Source organism: Vicinamibacterales bacterium (assembly GCA_035699745.1).
Classification (GTDB): domain Bacteria; phylum Acidobacteriota; class Vicinamibacteria; order Vicinamibacterales; family 2-12-FULL-66-21; genus JAICSD01.
In genome coordinates, this window is the sequence record DASSPH010000016.1 from 37,565 (window position 1) to 57,239 (window position 19,675).

Consider the following 19,675-nt stretch of genomic DNA (forward strand, 5'->3'; position numbering starts at 1 on the left):
CGTTCGCTCTCAGCTTCGACGCAGCTGATCGAACAATCTCTGGATGTCGGCGCGCGTCCACGCGTCGTAGTCGAAGTCTCCCGCCGGCGCGGGGCGTGCCATCTGCGCCCGGCGCAGGCGGTCCTCCTGCTCCTTCAGATCGTCGATCTGCCGCTGGCGCGCGCGATCGAGGCCGCCGCCCTGGATGAAGCGCACGATGCGGTGCAGCTCGCCGGCGTCCAGGAACGTGCCGTGCCCGCGGCAGACGTCGACGATCGTTCCCGACAGACGCCCGAAATTGAGGCGGTTCATCATCGTCCCGCAGGCCACACATTTCCGGTAGCGGACGCCGGCCTCTGTCCCTGGCTTTGCCGCCGCACCCGGTGAACGCTCGCCCTCGGTCCATCGGTGCAGCACCGCCGCCTGCGCCTCGTTGCTGGCGCAGATGTGTTCGAACGTCTTCGCGTCCACCCAGGCGGCATGGCACCGCTCGCATTCGAGCAGCACGGTGTCGCCAATCTCCAGCTCGCGCATGACCCCCTTGCACGCCGGGCACGGCGCGTGCCGCTCCGACGCCGACGTCCTCGCGCGGCGCGCGCCGCACGACGGGCAGTAGACCGCCCCGTCGAACATCAGAGCGAAGCAGCTCGGACAGCTGACCGTCGCGAGAGCCGCCTTGCAGTAGCGGCAGGCCGCGTCCCCGGGGCCTGCCGGTCCGCCGCAGTTCGGGCAATGCAACGCTCGGGCGTCAGGTGCCATGGTCGGCTAGAATAGCGCCATTATGGGATTGATGGACTTCATCAAAGGCGAGCTGATCGACGTCATCGAATGGACGGACGACTCGCGCGACACGCTCTCGTTCCGCTTTCCGGACGATGACAAGGCGATCAAGAACGGCGCCCAGCTGATCGTCCGCGAGTCGCAGCAGGTGCAGTTCGTCTACCTCGGCGAGTTCGGCGACACCTTCGGACCCGGCAAGCACACGCTCACCACCGACAACATCCCGGTCCTCACCAGGCTGAAGTCGTGGAAGTACGGCTTCAACTCGCCGTTCAAGGCGGATGTCTACTATCTCAACACCCGCCTCTTCACCGGCAACAAGTGGGGGACCTCCAACCCGGTGATGATGCGCGACGAGGATCTCGGCATCGTCCGCGTGCGCGCCTTCGGGACGTTCGACTTCCGGATCGTCGACGCCAGGCGGTTTCTCAAGGACGTCGCCGGATCGGACCAGAACTTCCGCCTCGACGAGTTCGCCGACACCATGCGCTCCCGGATCGTGAGCGTGTTCGCCGACGCGCTGGCGACGGCGAAGATTCCGGTGTTCGACGTGGCGAGCCGCTACACCGAGCTGGGCGAGGCGCTGCTGCCGCTGATCAATCCGGTCATCCAGGCCAAGTACGGCATCGAGATGCCGAGCTTCATCGTCGAGAACGTGTCGGTGCCGCCGGAGGTGGAGCAGGCGGTCGACAAGCGCTCCAGCATGGCGGCGGTCGGCAATCTGAACGACTACGTGAAGTTTCAGATGGCCCAGGGCATGGAGAAGGGCGGCAGCGCGGGCGGCGCGGCGACCGAGATGGCGGTCGGCCTGGCGATGGCGCAACAGATGATCCAGCAGGGGCTCACGGCTCCGACGGCCGCGAAGTCTGCCGCGGGCGCCGGAACGGTGGACCTGCTCTCCACCGCCGAAGCGGCGCAGCTGCTCGGCGTGAGCGAGACGGACGTCCAGCACGTCCTCGAATCCGGCGAGCTGGTGGGCAAGAAGATCGGATCGACCTGGCGGATCAAACGGTCCGCGATCGACGACTACCTTGCAAAGTAATCGGATCATCGGGCGATCGGATCATCGGGCGATCGGGTCATCGGGTGATCGGGTGATCGGGTGATCGGGAAATCTGAGGAAGCGGCCGCTTAGATTCCCAAATTTCCAGATTCCCAAATTTCCAAATCCCCGATGCCTGTTTCAGCCCTCGAGAAACATCCCTGCCCGGCCTGCGGCGCGCAGGCCGAGTGGAATCCAGGCAAGCAGAAGCTCGTCTGTCCCTTCTGCGGCACCGAATCTCCCTACACCATCACGCCGGCGGGCGAGATTCAGGAGCTGGATCTCGTGCGCGCGCTGCGCGAGATTCCGGAGGATGCCCGCGGGTGGCAGGCGGAGAAGCGCACCGTGCAGTGTCAGAGCTGCAAGGCGGTGTCGGTCTTCGATCCCGAGCGCGTGGGGCAGCGCTGCGAGTTCTGCGGCTCGCCGGCGCTGGTGGACTACAAGGAGATCAAGTCGCCGATCCGTCCGCAGAGCCTGCTGCCCTTCCGGGTCGCCGACACTGCGGTCCGGGAGCAGATCCGGCGCTGGTACAAGAGCAAGTGGCTGGCGCCCGGCAGTCTCAAGTCACGCGCGCTGGTCGATACGGTCAAGGGTGTCTACATCCCCTACTGGACGTTCGACGCCCAGGTCGTGTGTCCCTGGGAAGCGGACGCGGGGCACTACTACTACACGACCGAAACGTATCGCGACAACAAGGGGCAGATGCAGACGCGGCAGGTGCGCCACGTCCGCTGGGAGCCGGCATCCGGCGTCGTCAATCACTTTTTCGACGACGAGCCGATTCCCGGGACGCACGGGATCGCCCGATCTCTGCTGGCCGGCGTCGAACCGTTTCCGACCAACGAGCTGGTGCCGTACGACACCGCCTATCTCTCGGGATTCGTCGTCGAGCACTACCAGGTGGTGCTGCTCGATGCGGCCAAGGCGTCGGAAGAGTCGATGCGCGAGAAGCTCGAGGAGCTCTGCGCCGCGCAGGTCCCCGGCGATACCTGCCGCAACCTGGTGATCCACCCGACGTTCTCGGCGCAGACCTTCAAGCACATTCTGGTGCCGGTGTGGCTGCTCACCTACACCTACGGCGCGCGCACGTTTCACGTGCTCGTGAATGGCGCCACCGGCCGGATGACCGGCGAGTACCCGAAGAGCTTCTGGAAGGTGTTCTTCCTCGTCGTGGGGATTATCATTGTTCTGATCATTGTGTTGCTGGCGCAAGGCGACCAGTAGACCTGCCGAAAGAGATCCCATGCTGTTCAACAAGACGAAGATGCCCACCGCCGCGGACGCCATCGAGGGACGGGCGGAGAAGATGCCGGTGCCGCCCAGGCACCACGTGCTGAACGCGACGATCGAAGGGCCCTACCCCGAAGGGACGGAGAAAGCCCTGTTCGGCCTCGGGTGCTTCTGGGGCGCGGAGAAGAAGTTCTGGCAGCTCCCCGGGGTCTACTCGACCGCGGTGGGCTACGCGGCCGGCTTCACCCGGAATCCGACGTACCGCGAAGTCTGCACCGGCATGACGGGCCACAACGAGGTCGTGCAGGTCGTCTTCGATCCGAGGAACGTCTCCTACGACGAGCTGCTGAAGGTGTTCTGGGAGAATCACGACCCGACGCAGGGGATGCGGCAGGGGAACGACGTCGGTACGCAGTACCGGTCCGGCGTCTACTACTTCGACGAGGCGCAGCGGACCGCGGCAGAGCGATCGCGCGACGAGTATCAGCGCGCGCTCACCAGGGCTGGTTTCGGTGCGATCACGACGGAGATTCTCCCGGCGCCGGAGTTCTACTTCGCCGAGGACTACCACCAGCAGTACCTGTCGAAGAACCCGGACGGCTACTGCGGCATCGGCGGCACCGGCGTGGCGTGTCAGGTCGGCGTGAACGTCAAGGCCTGACAGGCGCGTGGCCGAATACCCGGTCAGAGCCACGCTCGCCGGCGTGCTGCTGTTCGTGATCGGCCTGGCGATCGCCGGCAGCACGGTGATCGCCGAGCTGCGCGACCGGGAAGCGCGCGAGGCCTGGATCAAGGCGAACGGCACCGTCGTCGACGTGTTGCCGGCGCCGGCGAACGGATCGCCGCGGCCCGTGGTCTCGTTCGATACGCCTGAAGGGGAGCGCATCCGCTTCACGCCGATCGGGCCGAGCCCCTGGCGCGCGCTGAAGGTCGGCGATTCCATTCCGGTGATCTATCCGTTCGGCCTGCCCGGCCAGGCGCGCATCGACCCCCGATCGTTCCGCCGGACGCGCACCGCGATCGCGCTCGGCGCGGCGCTGGTCCTGATGGCGCTCGGCGGCTACGTCGCACGCTACGCGTCCCGCCGCGGCGCGCCGGACGGTTTCAAGTAGAATGGCCGCATCAATCTCATGGCGATTGTCTGGTGGCACTGGCTGGTCCTGGGCCTGCTCCTGATCGCGCTCGAGCTCGCCGCGTCCGGCGGCTTCTACATCATCTTCTTCGGGATTGCGGCGGTCGTCATCAGCCTGATGGCGGCGCTCGGGGCCGAGACGCCGGTGTGGGCCGAGCTCGCGCTGTTCTCGGTGATGTCGGTGGGATCGCTGCTGCTCTTCCGCGGGCCGCTGATGCGCTGGTTGAACGTCGACGGCGCCGGCGCCGACGTGGATTCGCTGGTCGGCGAGACCGGCGTGGTGCAGCAGGACATTGCGCCGCACGACATCGGCCGCGTCGAGCTGCGCGGCAGCTCGTGGCGCGCCCGCAACAATACCGCGACGCTGCTGCCGGCCGGGCGCCGCGTCACCGTGGTCCGCGTTGATCGCCTCATGCTGATCGTCGAGGCGGAAGGAGCCCCTTCATGACCGGCGGCATCGTCGTGTTCGGCATCCTCGCCCTGCTGGTGATCGTCATCATCGCCAAGACGGCGGTGGTGGTCCCGCAGCAGAGCGCCTACGTGGTCGAGCGGCTGGGCCGCTATCACGCGACGCTGTCGGCGGGGTTCCACGTGCTGCTGCCGTTCGTCGACGCGATCCGCTACCGCCACTCGCTGAAGGAGACGGCGATCGACATTCCGGCGCAGGTCTGCATCACGCGCGACAACGTGCAGGTCGGCGTCGACGGCATTCTCTACCTCAAGGTGCTGAACCCCGAGCGCGCCTCCTACGGCATCTCCGACTTCATCTTCGCCATCTCGCAGCTGGCGCAGACGACGCTGCGCAGCGAGGTCGGCAAGATCGATCTCGACCGCACCTTCGAGGAGCGCACCAACATCAACCTGCAGGTCGTGACCGAACTGGACAAGGCGTCGGAGGCGTGGGGCGTCAAGGTGCTGCGCTACGAAATCAAGAACATCACGCCGCCGCACGACGTGCTCGCCGCGATGGAGAAGCAGATGCGCGCCGAGCGGGAGAAGCGCGCCGTCATCCTGACCTCCGAAGGGCAGCGCGACGCGGCGGTGAACACCGCCGAAGGCGAGAAGCAGCAGGTGATCAAGGCGTCGGAAGCCCGCAAGCAGCAGCAGATCAACGAGGCGGACGGCCAGGCCGCGGCGATTCTCTCGGTCTCGAGCGCGACCGCGGAAGGCATTCGCCGCGTGGCGGAGGCGATCAAGCAGCCCGGCGGCTTCGAAGCGGTCCAGCTGCGCGTCGCCGAGCAGTACGTGGAACAGTTCGGCCGCCTGGCGAAAGAGTCCAACACGCTCATCCTGCCGGCCAACGCGTCGGACGTCGGGTCGATGATCGCGCTGGCCATGAAGTCCATCCAGGCAGGACGTTCATCGTGACCAGCGGCCGCCGCCGTCTCACCCGGTCGACCGACAAGATGATCGCCGGCGTCTGCGCCGGCATCGCGGAATACTTCGGCTGGGACGTGACGCTCTTTCGCGTCGTTTACGTGATCGTGTCGATCATCTCCGCCGCCTTCCCGGGCATCCTGGTCTACCTGCTGCTCTGGGTGGTGATGCCGCGCCCGGAGGCCCCGGTATAGCCGTCACGTCCGTGACAGCCGCTCACAACGACTTCAGCCGTTCCGCCGCCGCGCGCAGCGTCTCGTCCTTCTTGGCGAAACAGAAGCGCAGCGCCAGGGGCGGCGCCTGCTTGTAGAGAAACGCGGACGTGGGGATCGACGCGACGCCGTGCTCGCGAGTGAGGCGCAGCGCGAAGTCCATGTCCGCTTCGCCGGTGATCGCCGAATAATCGAGCAGCTGGAAGTAGGTTCCGCGCGACGGGAGCGGCTTCCATCGCGATCCGCCGATCAAATCGAGGAACAGGTCCCGCTTCCGCTGGTAGAACGCCGCCAGCTCGGGGTAGCCGCGTTTCGCCGCGAGGAATTCCGCGAGGGCGTGCTGCGTCGGCGTATTGGTGGAGAAGGTGACGAACTGATGCACCTTTCTGAACTCGCCGGTCAGCGCCGCCGGGGCCACGACGTAGCCGACCTTCCAGCCGGTCACGTGATAGGTCTTGCCGAACGAGCCGACGATGAAGCTGCGGGCGCGGAGCTCGTCGTATGACGCCATGCTCTCGTGCCGCGCGCCGTCGAAGATGATGTGCTCGTAGACCTCGTCGCTGACGATGGCGATCCCGGTGCCCTTCACCGTTTCGACGAGCTGCGCCATGTCGCCGGCGGAGAGGATCGTGGCCGTCGGATTGTGCGGCGAATTGAGCATGATCACGCGGGTGCGCGGCGAGATCGCGGCGCGGACCTCGTCCCAGGGCACCCGGTAGTCCGGATAGCGCAGCGAAATCACCATCGCCTTGCCGCCGTTGACCTCGATCGCCGGGACGTACGAGTCGTAGCACGGCTCGAACACGATCGCCTCGTCGCCCGGATGCACCACCGCGGCGACGGCGTCGAAGATCGCTTCCGTCCCGCCGGACGTGACGGTGACCTCGCTGTCCGGGTCGTAGGCGGCGCCGTAGAGCTCGCGGAACTTTGCGGCGATCGCCTGGCGCAGGACGGGCACGCCCTGCATCGGCGCGTACTGGTTCCGCCCTGCCTTCATGTGCCGGGCGACGGCGTCGACCAGCGCCGGATCGCAGTCGAAATCCGGGAAGCCCTGGGACAGGTTGATGGCGCCGAGATCCGCCGCGAGCTTCGACATCACGGTGAAGATCGTGGTTCCGACGTTGGGGAGCTTCGACTGGTGAATCACAGCGGCTCGAAGGTGCCGGTCGTGCGGTTCTTGTGCACCGCGTCCCAGCGGAAGTGGCGGCCGTTCATCGCCACGTAGACCCCCGGCGGCAGCACCTGGACGAACGACAGCGCGCTGCCGAGATTGAACAGGCCGTCCGAGCTGCCGAAGGCGTACGGCACCATCGCGCCGGTGAGCACCACCGTCTTGTCGAGCGCGGCGGCCGCGAGCGCGCCGGCCGTCTCGACCATGGTGTCGGTGCCGTGGGTGACGACGATGGCGCGTTCGCCGGCGGCGCGGCAGCGTTCCACGATCCGCGACCGCCCGGCGTCGTCGAGCTCGAGGCTGTCGATCATCATCACCGTCTCGACGGCGAGATCGAGCCGGGCGCGGCCGCGGCGCAGCATCTCGTCCACATGCGTGTCGCGGAAGAAGAGGCGGCCGGTCAGCTCGTCGTATTCCTTGTCGAACGTCCCCCCGGTGACGAGAATGCGGATCGCGCTCATCGGCCCCGGATCCGCGTCGCGCGGAAGAGATCGTCGGCGGACGACAGGATGATGCGGCGGAGCCGCTCGGGATAGTCGGCCGGCAGACGGTCCAGGAACTCGCGGATGGTGGCGGCGGCGCTCGCCGATTGGTACCCGCTCAAGGTCGCATCCATCCACCGCTTCGGAAAGAAGATGTCTCCGGTGCGCTGGATTTCACGGACCAGCAGCAGGCTGGGCTCGAGGTACTTCTCGGAGGCATCGGCCCGGAGCGGATGGTGCAGGTAGCGCAGCCCTTCGAGCACCCACGGCTCGCGCCGCCGGTTCGACACGTCGGCGAGCGCGGCAAACCACGCGTCGCGCTCCTTCCCGCTGGGGGAGATCGCCGGCCGCACGAACTCGAACTGTGCCTTGCGATCCGGGTTCTTGATCTTCGCGTATTGCTCGTCGAGGATGCTCTTCGCGCCGGCCGCGTTGCGAACCGCCAGGTCCTGCGCGAGCCGGATGTAATCGAGCTCGGCGAGGGTGAGCCCCGGAACTTTCTCCTCCTGCTTCCAGACCCGCGTCAGCCACATGACGGTCGCCGGCGTATCCGCGACGTCGCGCAGCGCCGAGAACCAGACCGATTTGAGCGTCGTGGTCGGGGCCGCCGCGAGCCCGGCGCGCAGCACGGGCTCGAGCCGCCGGGCCAGCGGCCGGCGCGCCGGCGGCTCGGTGTGGCGCCAGTACGCCTCGCGTACGTACGCGAGGACGCGGGTGATGTTCAGCTCGTTCGTCTCGACGCCGAGCGCCGCGATCGCGAGATCGAGGAATGCCGCGGGCTTCACCTGGCCGGCCAGCATCGAGTCCCAGAGCGTGACCCAGGCGCTGCCGCGCGTCAGCTCGTCCTCGATGGCCGGGAGGTTGGCCATCAGCCACGCGAGGCTGGCGCGGTCCAGGTGGAACTCTCCGTAGGCGATGCCGCCGCCGTTGGGCAGCACGAACCGCGCCGGCAGCCCGCGCGCCGCAGGCACCTCGACCCGAGGGGCGTTCAGCTGCACCGGCAGGAGGGTCGTGTCCTTCGCGCCGACCGCGACCTGCATCCGCTGGTTCCAGATCAGGTTGCGCCGGGCGTCTCCGTCGTGCTGCTTGAACGCGAGCCGGCGTATCCGTCCGTTCTCCAGGCTCACTTCCGTGGTCACGATCGGCCGTCCACGCTCTTCCACCCACGCATGGCTCCACCCGGCGAGGTCCTCGGGCGTGCGATCGTCGAGCAGCGCGATCAGGTCGTGCCATGACGCGTTGCCGAACGCGTACATCTTGAGATACTCGCGCAGCCCGTCGCGGAACCCTTCGCTGCCGATCAGCGTCTCGAGCTGCCGCATGACGATGGGCGCCTTCTGATAGATGATGGCGCCGTAGAGCGTGCCCGCCTCGTTCAGATTCGCCAGCGGCTGGCGGATCTCGTTGGTGCCGGCGGTTCGATCGACCGCGTACGCGGCCGGGAAGTGATCGATGAGGTAGCGCAGATCGTGGTTGATCGCGGGGAATGCCGGGTTGACGATCTTCGCCGCCAGGTGATTGGCGAAGACCTCCTTCATCCACACGTCGGAAAACCACCGCATCGTCACCAGGTCGCCGAACCACATGTGCGCGGTTTCGTGCGCGATGATGCTGGCGCGGTTGAGCGTCTGATCCTGTGTCGCGCTCTCGTCCAGCAGCAGCCCGTTGGCGTTGTAGAAGATCGATCCCGGGTGCTCCATGCCGCCGAACTGGAACGCGGGCGCCAGCAGGAAATCGAACTTGCCGAACGGGTAGGGAATGGCGGTGAAGTCCTCCAGCCAGGCGAGCGCGCCGGCGTGCAGGTCGAAAATCGCGTCGCGGTTCCGCGCCACCTTGGCGGCGTCGGTCTCGCGATGGAACATGCGGAAGGTGCGGCCGTTGCGCTCGGCCTGCTCGACGGCGAACTTGCCCGCCGCGAACGCGAACAGGTAGGTCGACACCGGCGGCGTTCCGGCGAAGCGGACGCGGGTGCGGCCGCCGGCGTTCTGGCGTTCGAGCTCGGCGCCGTTGCCGAGCGCCTGCCACCCTTCCGGCACGTCGAGCGCCAGCGACCACCGGGCCTTCAGATCGGGTTGATCGAAGCAGGGAAACGCCTGGTGGGCGCGGGCCGGCACGAAGACCGTGTAGAGGAACTCGTCGTTGCGGTTGAGCGGGCCGTCGCCGGCGTTGAACTCCAGCGCGAGGCTGTTCTCTCCCTCGCGCAGGACGTCGGGCGGGACGATGATGTGGCCGTTCACCTGCCGGACGCTCGTCTCCTTCCCGTTGGCTTCGACGCTGCGGAGAAACCCCGCGCGATCGGGCTGGTAGTCGAGCACCAGCGGATCCGACGTGCCCTTCAACACGAACCGGATCAGCGCGCGCCCCGCCACGGGCTGACTGCGTGCGGCGGGAATCGTGAACGCGAGGTCGTAGCGGATGCTGGTCAGCCGCGCGCTGCGATCGCGCGCCAGCGCTTCGCTGATTCCCAGATCCGGGTCGAGTCTCACCTGCATCACGAATCCGAGAAGCCACACCGCGGCCAGCGCGTGCGCCACGAACGCCACGTTACGCCGCCCTCCGGAATCGCAGCGTCACCAGCGCGGCGTATTCGACCAGCACGAAGACGGTGATCAGCGAGAGCTGCATGAAGGTCGCGTACGCCTCGCGTCCCATCAGATCGAAAATGCTCAGGGCAATCGCGGCGATCGATGCCGTCGCCGCGTAGCGCAGCTCGCGCGGCAGCGCCGGCAGCTCGTCGATCAGCAGCATCACCGCCGGCGTGGCGATCAGGAACACGTAGTCCCATCCCTGCGGCGAGAGCAGCGGGATCAGGAGCAGCAACAGGCCCGCCTCCAGTGTGTCCGGCGCCTTCAGCTGACCCCGCCCGGCCATGACGATCGCGGCGAGAAGCAGGAGGATGCCGCCGGCGGCGGCAGCGAGGATCGCCGCGGCCGAATCGGGGCCGATCCACTTGGCGAACATCGCGCCGAGCGACACGTTGTCCTGGTTCAACACGTTGGGTGCGCTGGTCGTCGTCACCGTCCGCCACCAGTCGCCGAGCAGCCGGAGATTGCCCTCCCAGCCGTAGCGCGCCGCGGGCAACAGGAGGAGGACGACGAGTCCCGCCGTCATCGCGAGCAACGCGCCCCGGCGCCGGCGTGTCGCCAGCCACGGCGCGAAAATCACGGCGTAGGGCTTGACCACGACGGCGAGCGCCAGCAGCAGCCCCGCGCCGGCTTCCCGCCCGCGCCGCATCCACACGACGGCGAGCGCCGCGAGGACGGCGAACAGCAGATTGACCTGGCCCAGCACCAGCTCGTGGGCGTAGAACTTGGCCATCGCGAGGAAGGTCAGCACCAGAAGCAGGATCGGCGGACGCCGCAGGTTCGGCAGCGCCCGCAGGCTGAGGCCGAGCAGGACGACCATCGCCACCGCCGACGCCGCGAACCACGCGCCCTTCGCCGCCGCGAGCGGCATCGCCGCGAGCGGCACGGCCAGCAGCGCGAACGCGGGCAGGTACTTGAATTGATAATGGCCGTCGGACTCGCGGTAGAGCGGCTGCGCCGCCGCGGCCCTGGCCCCGGCTGTCCAATACACTTCGAAATCCGGCATCTTTCGCGACACGCGCGTGGTGAAGACCGCGACCAGCGACACGAGCGCCAGCACACCGAGCAGCACGCGTGTCCGCATCAGCGCACATTATCCTGTACTCATGGCCTCTTCCGGCTGGCTCATTCAGATCCTGCTGCCGCTCTACGACAACCGCGGCAGCCGTTTCGACGAGGAGACGTTCGCGCGGACGCGCGTCGAGCTGCTCGAACGGTTCGGCGGCATGACCGCGCATCAGCGGGCGCCGGCGCGCGGCTTGTGGAAGACGGATGAGGGCGGGGTCGCGCGAGACGACGTCGCCGTGTTCGAAGTGATGGCGGCCGAACTGGATCGCGCGTGGTGGGACGGCTATCGCCGGGAGCTGGAGCGCCGCTTCCGTCAGGAGACGATCGTCGTCCGCGCGCTGGCGCAGCAGTTGTTGTAGGGCCGGATGCGCGAACTGTCCTGGCGAGCGCGTCTGCTCCGCGCGGCTCTGCGCCGGGTGCCCCGCGGGCGGTACCGCCTCCTCGACCTGCTGGCGCCCTCGCGCGGCCGGGTGATCGCGAGGCTCGCCGGCGATCTCGGCGGCGCAAGGTTCGAGGCGGACCTCGGCGACGCGCTGTCGCGCGAAGTGTGCTTCACCGGCATCTACGAGCCGCCGATCGCGCGTGTGTTCCAGCGCCACGTCCCCCGCGGCGGCACGGTGGTCGACGCCGGAGCGAATTGGGGCTACTTCACGCTGATTGCGGCCGCCGCCGCGGGTGGCGCCGGCCGGGTCATCGCGCTCGAGCCGGACCCGCGCCACTTCGCAGCGCTCGAGCGCAACCTGTCGCTGAACGGCTTTACGCAGGTCCGCGCGATGCGCGCTGCCGCCGCGTCAGGCGACGGGACGCTGATGTTTGCCGGCTACGACGACGGGGAGGCGAATCGCGGCGTCTCGCGGCTGGTGCCCAGGGCGGACGCCGCGGCGGCCAATCAGTTCGCAGTCCGGGCGACGACCGTCGATGCCGTGACCGGGACGGCTTCCACGGTGGATCTCGTGAAGATCGACGTCGAAGGGGCGGAAGATCTGGTGCTGCAGGGAATGCAGGCGGGGCTCGCATCCCGCCGCTACCGCGCCGTGCTCCTGGAACTGCATCCGTCTCTGCTCCGCGAGCGCGGCGTCGATCCGGAATCCTGCCTGCGGCGCCTGCAGCAAGCCGGATACCGCGGCTGGTCGATCGATCCGTCTCCGGCGGCCTATCGCGCGGCGATCGATCCCGCCGTGCCGGTCGAATCGCTGCTGCGGCCGCTCGACGACTGGCGGCGGTCGCCGTGGCCGCATTTGCTGTGGCTCTGTTAGAGTACGAGGCGCGTGCTTCCCCGATCGATTCTCCCGCCGTCCTACGAGCAGGTCCACGGCCAGGCCCGGCGCATCGAGCTGGCGTCGGATCGCCGGATCCGCGAGCGAAACAAGATCAGCTACCGCCTGAATCACTGGCCGATCTGGATCTTCGTCTTCTTCATCGCGCCCGGGCCGATGACCTTCACGCTGTTCGAGCACGGCTTCAACGCCCGCATGGCGGCGTGGATGGGCACCGTGCTCCTCGGCACCGGCATCGCCGGTCTGTTCGGGAAGCTGCCCGGCGTCGAGCCGCGGCCGTACATCATCCGGTTCACGGAGGATCGGCCGAATCCGCTGTACCGCCGCATCTGTTACACGCTGGCGTGGAGCGAGGCGGTCACCTTCGCGGTGCTCAACATCGCCGGGCTCGCCGTCGCGGTGGCGACGGGTGAGTGGCGCCTCCGCCAGATGTACGAAGCGGCGTACTTCCCGATCGCCGGCACGATCTGGCTGCTCGGCGCCCTGGGACTGCTGCCGCGCGTGAAGCGCTCGACGAAAGGCGAAGGACACGAGCGGCGCTATTTCTATGGATCCGTCTGGGCGGTGTGTATTGCGCAGCCGGTGCTGTGGCTGATGTGGAAGGTGCTGCCGCGGTCGCAGCCGTCCGACGCGATCAAGCTGGCGATCTTCCTCGCGATCCTCATCTGGGTGGGAAATCTCGCGCGCCGCGGGCTGCTCCCGCGGACGCGTCCGATCGTGCCGGGTGAACTCGCCGTTTCCGACTGACGCAGGGGACGAGCCGGAGGGAGCGGGCGCGACGCCTCCGCCCCGCGCGCCAGGAGTGCCGCCGCGCGCAGCGTTCGTCAACGGCGGCATCCTCGGGCTGCTCTCGTACGCCAACTGGCTGCGGCGCGCCTTTCCCGACGATCGCGAGATTCACGCCGAACACTTCGTGCTCACCGAGGATCTGACGCCAGCCGAGCGCGTCGTCCGCCGCGCGCTCTGCGCCCGGCTGTGGCCGGACGCTCTGGGGCCGCGGAACCTCGATCTCGCGCGCTATCGACAGGAGATGCACTCCGGGCTGCAGGCGCGCCGGCGGCTGCTCGCCCGCGGGCTGGAGCATTTCGACGTGCTCCACTTTCATCGCCAGGCGACCGCGTACGCGGCGCTCGACCTGATGCGCCGCGTGCCCTCGATTGTATCGATGGACTGCACGCAGACATGCGTGCTGCAGGACGCGCGGTCCGCAGCCGAACGGTGGTCGCTCGGATTCAACGCGCGCCGCGACGGCCGGATCTTCCGCCGCGCCGCCGCGATCGTGTCGACGTCGCGGTGGGCCGAGCGGGACCTGCGGCAGATGTATCCGGACTGCCGGACGCCGATCCACGTCATGCCGAATCCCGTACCGCTCGACCTGTTCGAGGCCTCGTGGCTCGACGAGCGGCGCGCCCGGGCGCGGCTGCGGCCGCAGTGCCTGTTCATGGGGGGCGATTTCCCACGGAAGGGAGGCTACGACTTGTTGGCGGCCTGGGAGGCGGGCGGGTTCGCCCAGCGTGCCGATCTCACGCTCGTCACGGAATGGCGCCTCGGCCCGCTGCCCGCCGGCGTGCGGCAGGTGCGCGGCGTCCGCGGGCACACGCCGGCCTGGATTCGCACCTGGCGCGAGGCCGACCTGTTCGTCATGCCGACGCGCAGCGAGGCCTTCGGCCTCGTGTACCAGGAGGCCGCCGCGGCCGGTCTGCCGGCGATTGGCTCGGATCTCAATGCCGTGCCCGAGATCATCACCGACGGCCACACCGGACTGCTCGTCGCGCCGGGCGATCGCGCCGCCCTCGCCCGAGCGCTCGACACGCTGATCGGTTCGGCCGAGCTGCGGGATCGGCTGGGCCGGAACGCGCGTCGAAAGATCGAGGAAGACGCTCACCCCGACCAACACCGCCGCCAGCTGGTGGCGCTCCTGACCCGGGTGGCATCGATCCGGCAAGGACCGGATTCTCATGGCTGACCTGTCGCTCGACAACAAGGGAGTCGTCGCGCCGTGCCCGTCCTGCGGCCAGCGCAACCGGCTGGTCTTCGGCCGGCTCACGTCCGAGACCCGCTGCGGTAAGTGTCATGCGCCGCTGGCGGCACCGTCCGCGCCAATCGAGGCGCCGGACGCCGCCGCCTTCGACGCCGCCATCACCGCGTCGCAATTGCCGGTCGTCGTGGACTTCTGGGCCCCGTGGTGCGGCCCGTGCCGGATGGTCGCGCCGGAACTGGCCCGCGTCGCCGCGTCGAACGCCGGGCGCTATCTCGTCGTCAAGGTGAACACCGACGCGATCCCGGAGCTCGGCGAGCGCTTCGGCATCCGCTCGATTCCGACGATGGCGGTGTTCGACGGGGGGCGGGAACAGGGACGGACCGCCGGGGCGCGTCCGGCGGCCGACATCGAGGCGTTTATACAATCCACGCTCGGTCGTCGATAATCTCTCCTGATGGCTGACCCCGTGGCCGTGCAGGCGCGCGCCTCCGTCGCCGCGCGCTTGACGGCGTTCGTCCTCGAACGCTTTCCGTTCGCCGCGTCGGCGGTTGCCTCCGCGCTCGAGTCGCTGGCCCCCGGCGATGTCGCCGATGCCGCCGCGATCGAGCGCGTGCGCGGCTTGCTGCCTCAAGCGCTGCGCCGCGTGCTGCCGGCGCCGCCGCACGGGCTGCCCGAGACGACGCCCGCGGTCGCCGCCGCGGCGCGCTGGTCCGCCGCCGTGGACGAGCTGATCGAAGCGTGCGACGGGTTCCTCCGCCGCGCGGCGCTCGCGTGTTCGCTGACCGCTGAAGAGCGCCGCGAGATGCTCCGCGGCATGGCGCTGACCCGCGCCACCGACAACCGCCTGAAAGCGTTCTTTGCCGGCGGCGACGTCCGCTACGGCGGCGCCGCGTTCCAGGGGAAGGGCTTCCGGTCGCTGGGACAGGAGGCGATCTACGCCGCCGGCCTGCGGCTGCGCCGCGGTGACGCGTACCGGTCCGATCGCGGCTGGCAGGGAGACGTGGTCGCGCCGCTGATTCGCGATCTCGGCGTCGCGCTGGCGATGAAGCCCGACGCATCCACCGTGCGCATGGTGCTGGCCGCGCAGATGGCCAAAGCGGGGCCGCCGATGAACGGCAAGGATCTGCACATCGGCGATTTCGAGTCCGGCATCCTGCCGGCGTCCGCGCCGCTGGCGATCGGCACGCTGACCGTCGCGGGAATGGCGATGGCGTTCGCGCAGCAGGGCGACGGACGCGTCGCGCTCTCCTTCATCGGCGAGGGAGGCTCGTCGCTCGGCGAGTGGCACGAGGCCATCAACCTCTGCGCGGCGCGGCGTCTCCCTGCCGTGTTCTGCGTGCAGAACAACCAGACCGCATTGTCGACGCCGGTGGCGGATCAGTCGGCGGTGCGCGTGTTCGCCGACAAGGCGCAGGGCTACGGGATCCCGGGGGTCACGATCGACGGAACCGATCCCGACGAGATTGCCGCGGCGTTCGCCTGGGCCGTGGAGCGGGCGCGCGAAGGCCGGGGACCGTCGCTGATCGAGCTGGTGTGCATGCGGATGTGCGGCCATGCGCATCATGACGACATGCTGTATCTCGGCAAGGATCCGCAGCCGTCGTGGCAGTATCCGGCGCTTGGCGAGCAGGGCTACGCGAACCCGCGGCTGTACGCCTACTGGAGCGCGCGCGATCCGATCGCCACGTACGCGGCGCGCCTCGAGTCCGAAGGGGTGATCGCGTCCGGCGACGTCGATCGCCTGCGCGCCGACGCGGAGGCGCTCGTCGAGGAACAGGCGCGGGCGGTGATCGAGGCGCCGTGGCCCGAGGCGGCGATCGCCGGCGAGGGCGTGCTGGCGGGTGAACCGCGGCGAACGCGGGTCGAAGTGCTCGATCCCGCCGTCCGCAATGCCGTGGCCGTCGCCCCGGCGCTGCCGCCGGTGGAAGAAAACGCGCCGCGCGATCCCAGGGGGCGCACGTTCCTCGAGGCGGTGATGCTCGGTGTCGGCGACGCGCTGCGCGCCGATCCGCGCGTCTTCGTGTACGGCGAGGACGTCGGCGGCAGTTACGGCAACGCCTTCCTGCTGCTGCGGCCGCTGCTCGAGGAGTTCGGATCGCGCATCCTGAATTCCCCGCTCGCCGAAGGGGCGGTGCTGGGCGTGTGCGTCGGCGCCGCGCTCGCCGGCCAGCGGCCGATCGGCGAGATGCAGTTCAACGACTTCGTCGCCACCGGCTTCAATCAACTGGTGAACAACGCGGCGAAGATCCGCTATCGCTGGGGCGGATCGGTGCCGATGGTCGTTCGCATGCCGTGGGGCGGCCTGCGTCATGCCGGTCCGTATCACAGCCAGAACACCGAGCCATGGTTCTACCGCGTTCCCGGCCTGAAGATCGTCGTGCCGTCCACGCCGGCGGACGCCCGCGCCCTGATGGCCGCGGCAGTCGCCGATCCTGACCCCGTCCTCTATTACGAGCACATCGCCCTCTATCGCGATCCGCGCGTCAAACAACGGCTCGCGGCCGAGCCGCCCGCCCCGATCGCGATCGGCCGCGCCGCGCTGCGCCGCGCCGGCGACGATCTCGCGATCGTGTCCTACGGCGCCTACGTGCACACGGCGCTCGCCATCGCCGAGCGGCTGGCGGACGACGGCATCGCGGCGTCGGTGCTCGATTTGCGGACGCTGTCGCCGCTCGATCGCGAGACGCTGCTCGCCGTCGCGCGGCACTGCGGCCGCGTGCTGATCGTTCACGAGGATTCGCGCACCGGCGGCATCGGCGAGAGCGTCGCGGCGATCGTGCAGGAGGAGGCGTTCGAGTGGCTCGACGCTCCGGTGCGGGTGATCGGCGCGCTCGACACGCCGGTGCCGTACTCGCCGCCGCTCGAGGAGGCGTTCCTGCCCGGCGAGGCGGCGATCGAGCGCGCCGCCCGTCTTCTCGCGGCCTACTGACGCGTGGCCGCGATGACCGGCGCGCGGGTGTTCCGTGCCTGAGCTGCCCGACATCGAGCTGTACCTGGCCGCGCTGCGGCCGCGCGTCACCGACCGCATCATCGAACGGGTGCGCGTGGCGAGCCCGTTCTTCGTCCGCACCTACGATCCCCCAGTCACCGCGATCGAGGGGCATGCGATTCGATCGCTTTCGCGCCTCGGCAAGCGGCTGGTCTTGGCACTCGACGCGGACCTGTTCGTCGTCGTCCACCTCATGATCGCGGGGCGGCTGCGCTGGCGCGAGCGCGGCGCCGCCGTCCCGGCGAAGGTTGGCCTGGCGGCGTTCGACTTCGCCGACGCAACGCTGCTCTTCACCGAAGCGGGATCGCGCAAGCAGGCGTCGCTGCACGTCGTCCGCGGCCGAGCCGCCGTCGACGCGATGGATCCGGGCGGCGTGGACGTGGACACGCTGTCGCGCGAGGAGTTTGCCGCCGCGCTGCGCAGCGGCAATCACACGCTGAAGCGCATGCTGACCGATCCGCACGTGTTCAGCGGCATCGGCAACGCCTATTCCGACGAGATCCTGCACGCGGCGCAGCTGTCGCCGGTGAAGCTCACGCGGGCGCTGAGCGACGACGAGGTGGCGCGGCTGCATGCCGCGACGCTCGACGTCCTGCGCCGGTGGACGGCGCGGCTGCGCGAGGAGACCGGCGACGCGTTTCCCGACAAGGTGACCGCGTTCCGTCCCGGGATGGCGGTCCACGGCCGGTTCGGCCAGCCGTGTCCGCGCTGCGGCGCGCCGGTGCAGCGGATCGTCTACGCGCGCAACGAAGCGAACTACTGCGCGCCGTGCCAGACCGAAGGGCGCCTGCTCGCCGATCGCGCGCTGTCCCGGCTGCTGCGGGAGGACTGGCCGAGGACGCTGGAAGAAGCCGAGCGCCGCCGCCGCTGACTCGGTGACTCGGGTGCCAGGTCTGCAGACGGGCAGATCGGGGGTCAGGTCTGCAAAGTGTCACTCCTGGGGCCAGGTCTGCCGACGGTAGATCCGGAGGGTCAGGTCTGCAAACCGTCACATGTGAGGGTCAGGTCCGCGTTTTGAAAGCTGGATTGCGGAATCTGCCACCCGCCCGCTGCCGTGTGAGGCGTCCGTCTGCAGACCTGACCCCCGGGTGGCGTCCGTCTGCAGACCTGACCCCCGGGCGCGTCCGTCTGCAGACCTGACCTGCGAACGCATCCGTCTCGCAGACCTGACCCCCGGGTGCGCCCGTTTGCAGACCTGGCACCCCACGCGCGCGAACCGCAGACCTGGCACCGGCTGTGTCCGGATTGCACCGTTTTGCGTGTCGTAATTGACACAGCAGCGCGTTCCTGCGACAATGCGCAGCAGCTCCCCGCAACCTCCGATAACCCCTTTGGTCCCGCCGGCGCCTCCGCGCCGGCCTGTGACTGAGAGGGCGAAGCTATGTCCACACACACCCCCCCGGCGCTGGCCGGAAGCTCCCTCGAGGTCACTCGTGCGCGGCACGCCGCCCAAGCGGCCATGGCCGAGCGAACGCCGCTGTTACTGATTGCCGAAGAAGGCTTCGACCCGACGGCGATCGCGCAGTGGATTCACGAGGCGTCGCGTCCAGGGCAGCCGTTCGTCCTGGTGAGTCCCGCCCGCGAGGAACCGGCGGATATCGAGGCCTCGCTGTTCGGCGCCAGCTCGCGCAGCCCGGCGCAGCCCGTCGAAGTGCTGGGTGCCGGCTCGGCGTTCATCCGCGCCGGCCACGGCACCGTGTTCATCGACGGGATCGGCGAGCTGCCGGCGGTCGTGCAGCGCCGGCTCGCGCGGCTGCTGCGCGACGGCGAAGCGAAGGCATCCGGACGCGTACCCGCGCCGGTACAGGCGCGCGTGATCGCCTCCGCGCAGCCCACCATCCACGGCGACGTCAACGAGGGACGCGTGCGCGCGGATCTCTACCGGCGGCTCGCCTCCCAGGAGATCGTCGTGCCGCCGCTCCGCACCCGCCCCGGCGATTTTGCCACCCTCGTGCCGGCCGTCGCCGCGGTCGTCAGCCGCCGGCTGGATCGTCCCGTGCCGACGTTCACGCAGTCCGCGCTCACCGTGCTCGCCGCGCTGCCGTGGCGGCGCAACCTCGAGGAGCTCGACGGCCTCCTCGAGCGCATCCTGCGCGCCGCGCCCGACGACGGGATCAAGCAGGAGGACGTGCTGGCGCAGTTGTCCTTCGACGGCGCCTTCTCGCGCCGCGCGCCCTCGGCGAGTCTGCGGGAAGCGCGCCTGCGGTTCGAGCGCGAATACATCGCCGCCGTCCTCGAACAGCATCACTGGCGGATGAGCGACGCCGCCCGGGCGCTGGGCATCGAGCGCGCGAACCTGTATCGAAAGACCCGGCAGCTCGGGATCTCCCGCGCGATGCCGGCGCAGCCCGCCGCCTCACGCTAGGAGCG

General features: G+C 69.1%; 20 protein-coding genes. 15 read left to right on the forward strand and 5 right to left on the reverse strand.

Annotated elements, in window-relative coordinates:
* Positions 1-9: 9 nt before the first annotated feature.
* Positions 10-738, reverse strand: a complete 729-nt coding sequence (locus VFK57_02690; GenBank protein HET7694587.1) for a zinc ribbon domain-containing protein — start codon at positions 736-738, stop codon at positions 10-12.
* Positions 739-760: 22 nt separating this feature from the next.
* Between VFK57_02690 and VFK57_02695 the strand changes: the two genes are divergently transcribed.
* From VFK57_02695 to VFK57_02725, 7 genes are all read left to right on the forward strand, one after another.
* Entirely contained in the window at positions 761-1,801 is a 1,041-nt protein-coding gene (locus tag VFK57_02695) for an SPFH and helix-turn-helix domain-containing protein (GenBank protein ID HET7694588.1), read from the forward strand.
* Between the two features lie 132 nt (positions 1,802-1,933).
* Entirely contained in the window at positions 1,934-3,025 is a 1,092-nt protein-coding gene (locus VFK57_02700) for a hypothetical protein (GenBank protein ID HET7694589.1), read from the forward strand.
* 19 nt (positions 3,026-3,044) lie between these two features.
* The gene (gene msrA, locus VFK57_02705) at positions 3,045-3,692 is read left to right on the forward strand and encodes a peptide-methionine (S)-S-oxide reductase MsrA (protein HET7694590.1); all 648 of its coding nucleotides are present in this window, start codon (positions 3,045-3,047) and stop codon (positions 3,690-3,692) included.
* Between the two features lie 7 nt (positions 3,693-3,699).
* On the forward strand, positions 3,700-4,143 hold the full coding sequence (locus tag VFK57_02710; protein HET7694591.1) for a DUF3592 domain-containing protein: 444 nt from the start codon (positions 3,700-3,702) through the stop codon (positions 4,141-4,143).
* A gap of 18 nt (positions 4,144-4,161) precedes the next feature.
* Positions 4,162-4,611: an NfeD family protein gene (locus tag VFK57_02715; protein HET7694592.1), complete on the forward strand. Its 450-nt coding sequence runs from the start codon at positions 4,162-4,164 to the stop codon at positions 4,609-4,611.
* On the forward strand, positions 4,608-5,531 hold the full coding sequence (locus VFK57_02720) for a stomatin-like protein (GenBank protein ID HET7694593.1): 924 nt from the start codon (positions 4,608-4,610) through the stop codon (positions 5,529-5,531). The genes VFK57_02715 and VFK57_02720 overlap by 4 nt, the downstream gene beginning before the upstream one ends.
* The gene (locus VFK57_02725; protein ID HET7694594.1) at positions 5,528-5,734 is read left to right on the forward strand and encodes a PspC domain-containing protein; all 207 of its coding nucleotides are present in this window, start codon (positions 5,528-5,530) and stop codon (positions 5,732-5,734) included. Before VFK57_02720 ends, VFK57_02725 begins: the two co-directional genes overlap by 4 nt.
* 22 nt (positions 5,735-5,756) lie before the next feature.
* On the opposite strand, the gene VFK57_02730 is transcribed toward VFK57_02725, so the two are convergent.
* From VFK57_02730 to VFK57_02745, 4 genes are read right to left on the reverse strand one after another with little or no spacing between them, the layout of a single operon-like run.
* Positions 5,757-6,899 (reverse strand): methionine aminotransferase, encoded by a 1,143-nt coding sequence (locus VFK57_02730; protein ID HET7694595.1) that lies wholly within the window; start codon positions 6,897-6,899, stop codon positions 5,757-5,759.
* On the reverse strand, positions 6,896-7,384 hold the full coding sequence (locus VFK57_02735; protein ID HET7694596.1) for an asparaginase domain-containing protein: 489 nt from the start codon (positions 7,382-7,384) through the stop codon (positions 6,896-6,898). Before VFK57_02735 ends, VFK57_02730 begins: the two co-directional genes overlap by 4 nt.
* A complete protein-coding gene (locus VFK57_02740) occupies positions 7,381-9,948 on the reverse strand; it encodes a M1 family aminopeptidase (GenBank protein ID HET7694597.1) in 2,568 nt (855 codons plus the stop codon). The genes VFK57_02735 and VFK57_02740 overlap by 4 nt, the downstream gene beginning before the upstream one ends.
* A gap of 1 nt (position 9,949) precedes the next feature.
* On the reverse strand, positions 9,950-11,074 hold the full coding sequence (locus tag VFK57_02745) for a glycosyltransferase family 87 protein (GenBank protein HET7694598.1): 1,125 nt from the start codon (positions 11,072-11,074) through the stop codon (positions 9,950-9,952).
* A gap of 22 nt (positions 11,075-11,096) precedes the next feature.
* Here VFK57_02745 and VFK57_02750 point away from each other — a divergent pair, with 22 nt between their 5' ends.
* From VFK57_02750 to VFK57_02785, 8 genes are all read left to right on the forward strand, one after another.
* Positions 11,097-11,417 carry a hypothetical protein gene (locus VFK57_02750; protein ID HET7694599.1) on the forward strand — a complete coding sequence of 107 codons (321 nt, stop codon included), beginning with the start codon at positions 11,097-11,099 and terminating at the stop codon, positions 11,415-11,417.
* A 57-nt stretch (positions 11,418-11,474) separates the two neighbouring features.
* Positions 11,475-12,314: an FkbM family methyltransferase gene (locus VFK57_02755; protein HET7694600.1), complete on the forward strand. Its 840-nt coding sequence runs from the start codon at positions 11,475-11,477 to the stop codon at positions 12,312-12,314.
* Between the two features lie 12 nt (positions 12,315-12,326).
* Positions 12,327-13,082, forward strand: coding sequence for a hypothetical protein (locus tag VFK57_02760; GenBank protein HET7694601.1), 756 nt, complete (start codon positions 12,327-12,329; stop codon positions 13,080-13,082).
* A gap of 55 nt (positions 13,083-13,137) precedes the next feature.
* Positions 13,138-14,301, forward strand: a complete 1,164-nt coding sequence (locus VFK57_02765; protein ID HET7694602.1) for a glycosyltransferase family 4 protein — start codon at positions 13,138-13,140, stop codon at positions 14,299-14,301.
* Entirely contained in the window at positions 14,294-14,761 is a 468-nt protein-coding gene (trxA, locus tag VFK57_02770; protein ID HET7694603.1) for a thioredoxin, read from the forward strand. The genes VFK57_02765 and trxA overlap by 8 nt, the downstream gene beginning before the upstream one ends.
* A gap of 9 nt (positions 14,762-14,770) precedes the next feature.
* A complete protein-coding gene (locus VFK57_02775) occupies positions 14,771-17,245 on the forward strand; it encodes a thiamine pyrophosphate-dependent enzyme (GenBank protein ID HET7694604.1) in 2,475 nt (824 codons plus the stop codon).
* A gap of 34 nt (positions 17,246-17,279) precedes the next feature.
* Positions 17,280-18,176 (forward strand): DNA-formamidopyrimidine glycosylase family protein, encoded by an 897-nt coding sequence (locus VFK57_02780; GenBank protein ID HET7694605.1) that lies wholly within the window; start codon positions 17,280-17,282, stop codon positions 18,174-18,176.
* A gap of 510 nt (positions 18,177-18,686) precedes the next feature.
* Positions 18,687-19,670, forward strand: coding sequence for a sigma 54-interacting transcriptional regulator (locus VFK57_02785; protein HET7694606.1), 984 nt, complete (start codon positions 18,687-18,689; stop codon positions 19,668-19,670).
* The last annotated feature ends 5 nt before the right edge of the window (positions 19,671-19,675 follow it).

Bases quoted from the DNA above. Each gene is read 5' to 3' on its own strand.
- VFK57_02700 (HET7694589.1), top strand. From the start codon at position 1,934: ATGCCTGTTTCAGCCCTCGAGAAACATCCCTGCCCGGCCTGCGGCGCG.
- VFK57_02775 (HET7694604.1), top strand. From the start codon at position 14,771: ATGGCTGACCCCGTGGCCGTGCAGGCGCGCGCCTCCGTCGCCGCGCGC.
- VFK57_02715 (HET7694592.1), top strand. From the start codon at position 4,162: ATGGCGATTGTCTGGTGGCACTGGCTGGTCCTGGGCCTGCTCCTGATC.
- VFK57_02690 (HET7694587.1), bottom strand. From the start codon at position 738: ATGGCACCTGACGCCCGAGCGTTGCATTGCCCGAACTGCGGCGGACCG.
- VFK57_02720 (HET7694593.1), top strand. From the start codon at position 4,608: ATGACCGGCGGCATCGTCGTGTTCGGCATCCTCGCCCTGCTGGTGATC.
- VFK57_02785 (HET7694606.1), top strand. From the start codon at position 18,687: ATGTCCACACACACCCCCCCGGCGCTGGCCGGAAGCTCCCTCGAGGTC.
- VFK57_02745 (HET7694598.1), bottom strand. From the start codon at position 11,074: ATGCGGACACGCGTGCTGCTCGGTGTGCTGGCGCTCGTGTCGCTGGTC.
- VFK57_02735 (HET7694596.1), bottom strand. From the start codon at position 7,384: ATGAGCGCGATCCGCATTCTCGTCACCGGGGGGACGTTCGACAAGGAA.
- VFK57_02695 (HET7694588.1), top strand. From the start codon at position 761: ATGGGATTGATGGACTTCATCAAAGGCGAGCTGATCGACGTCATCGAA.
- msrA (HET7694590.1), top strand. From the start codon at position 3,045: ATGCTGTTCAACAAGACGAAGATGCCCACCGCCGCGGACGCCATCGAG.
- trxA (HET7694603.1), top strand. From the start codon at position 14,294: ATGGCTGACCTGTCGCTCGACAACAAGGGAGTCGTCGCGCCGTGCCCG.
- VFK57_02750 (HET7694599.1), top strand. From the start codon at position 11,097: ATGGCCTCTTCCGGCTGGCTCATTCAGATCCTGCTGCCGCTCTACGAC.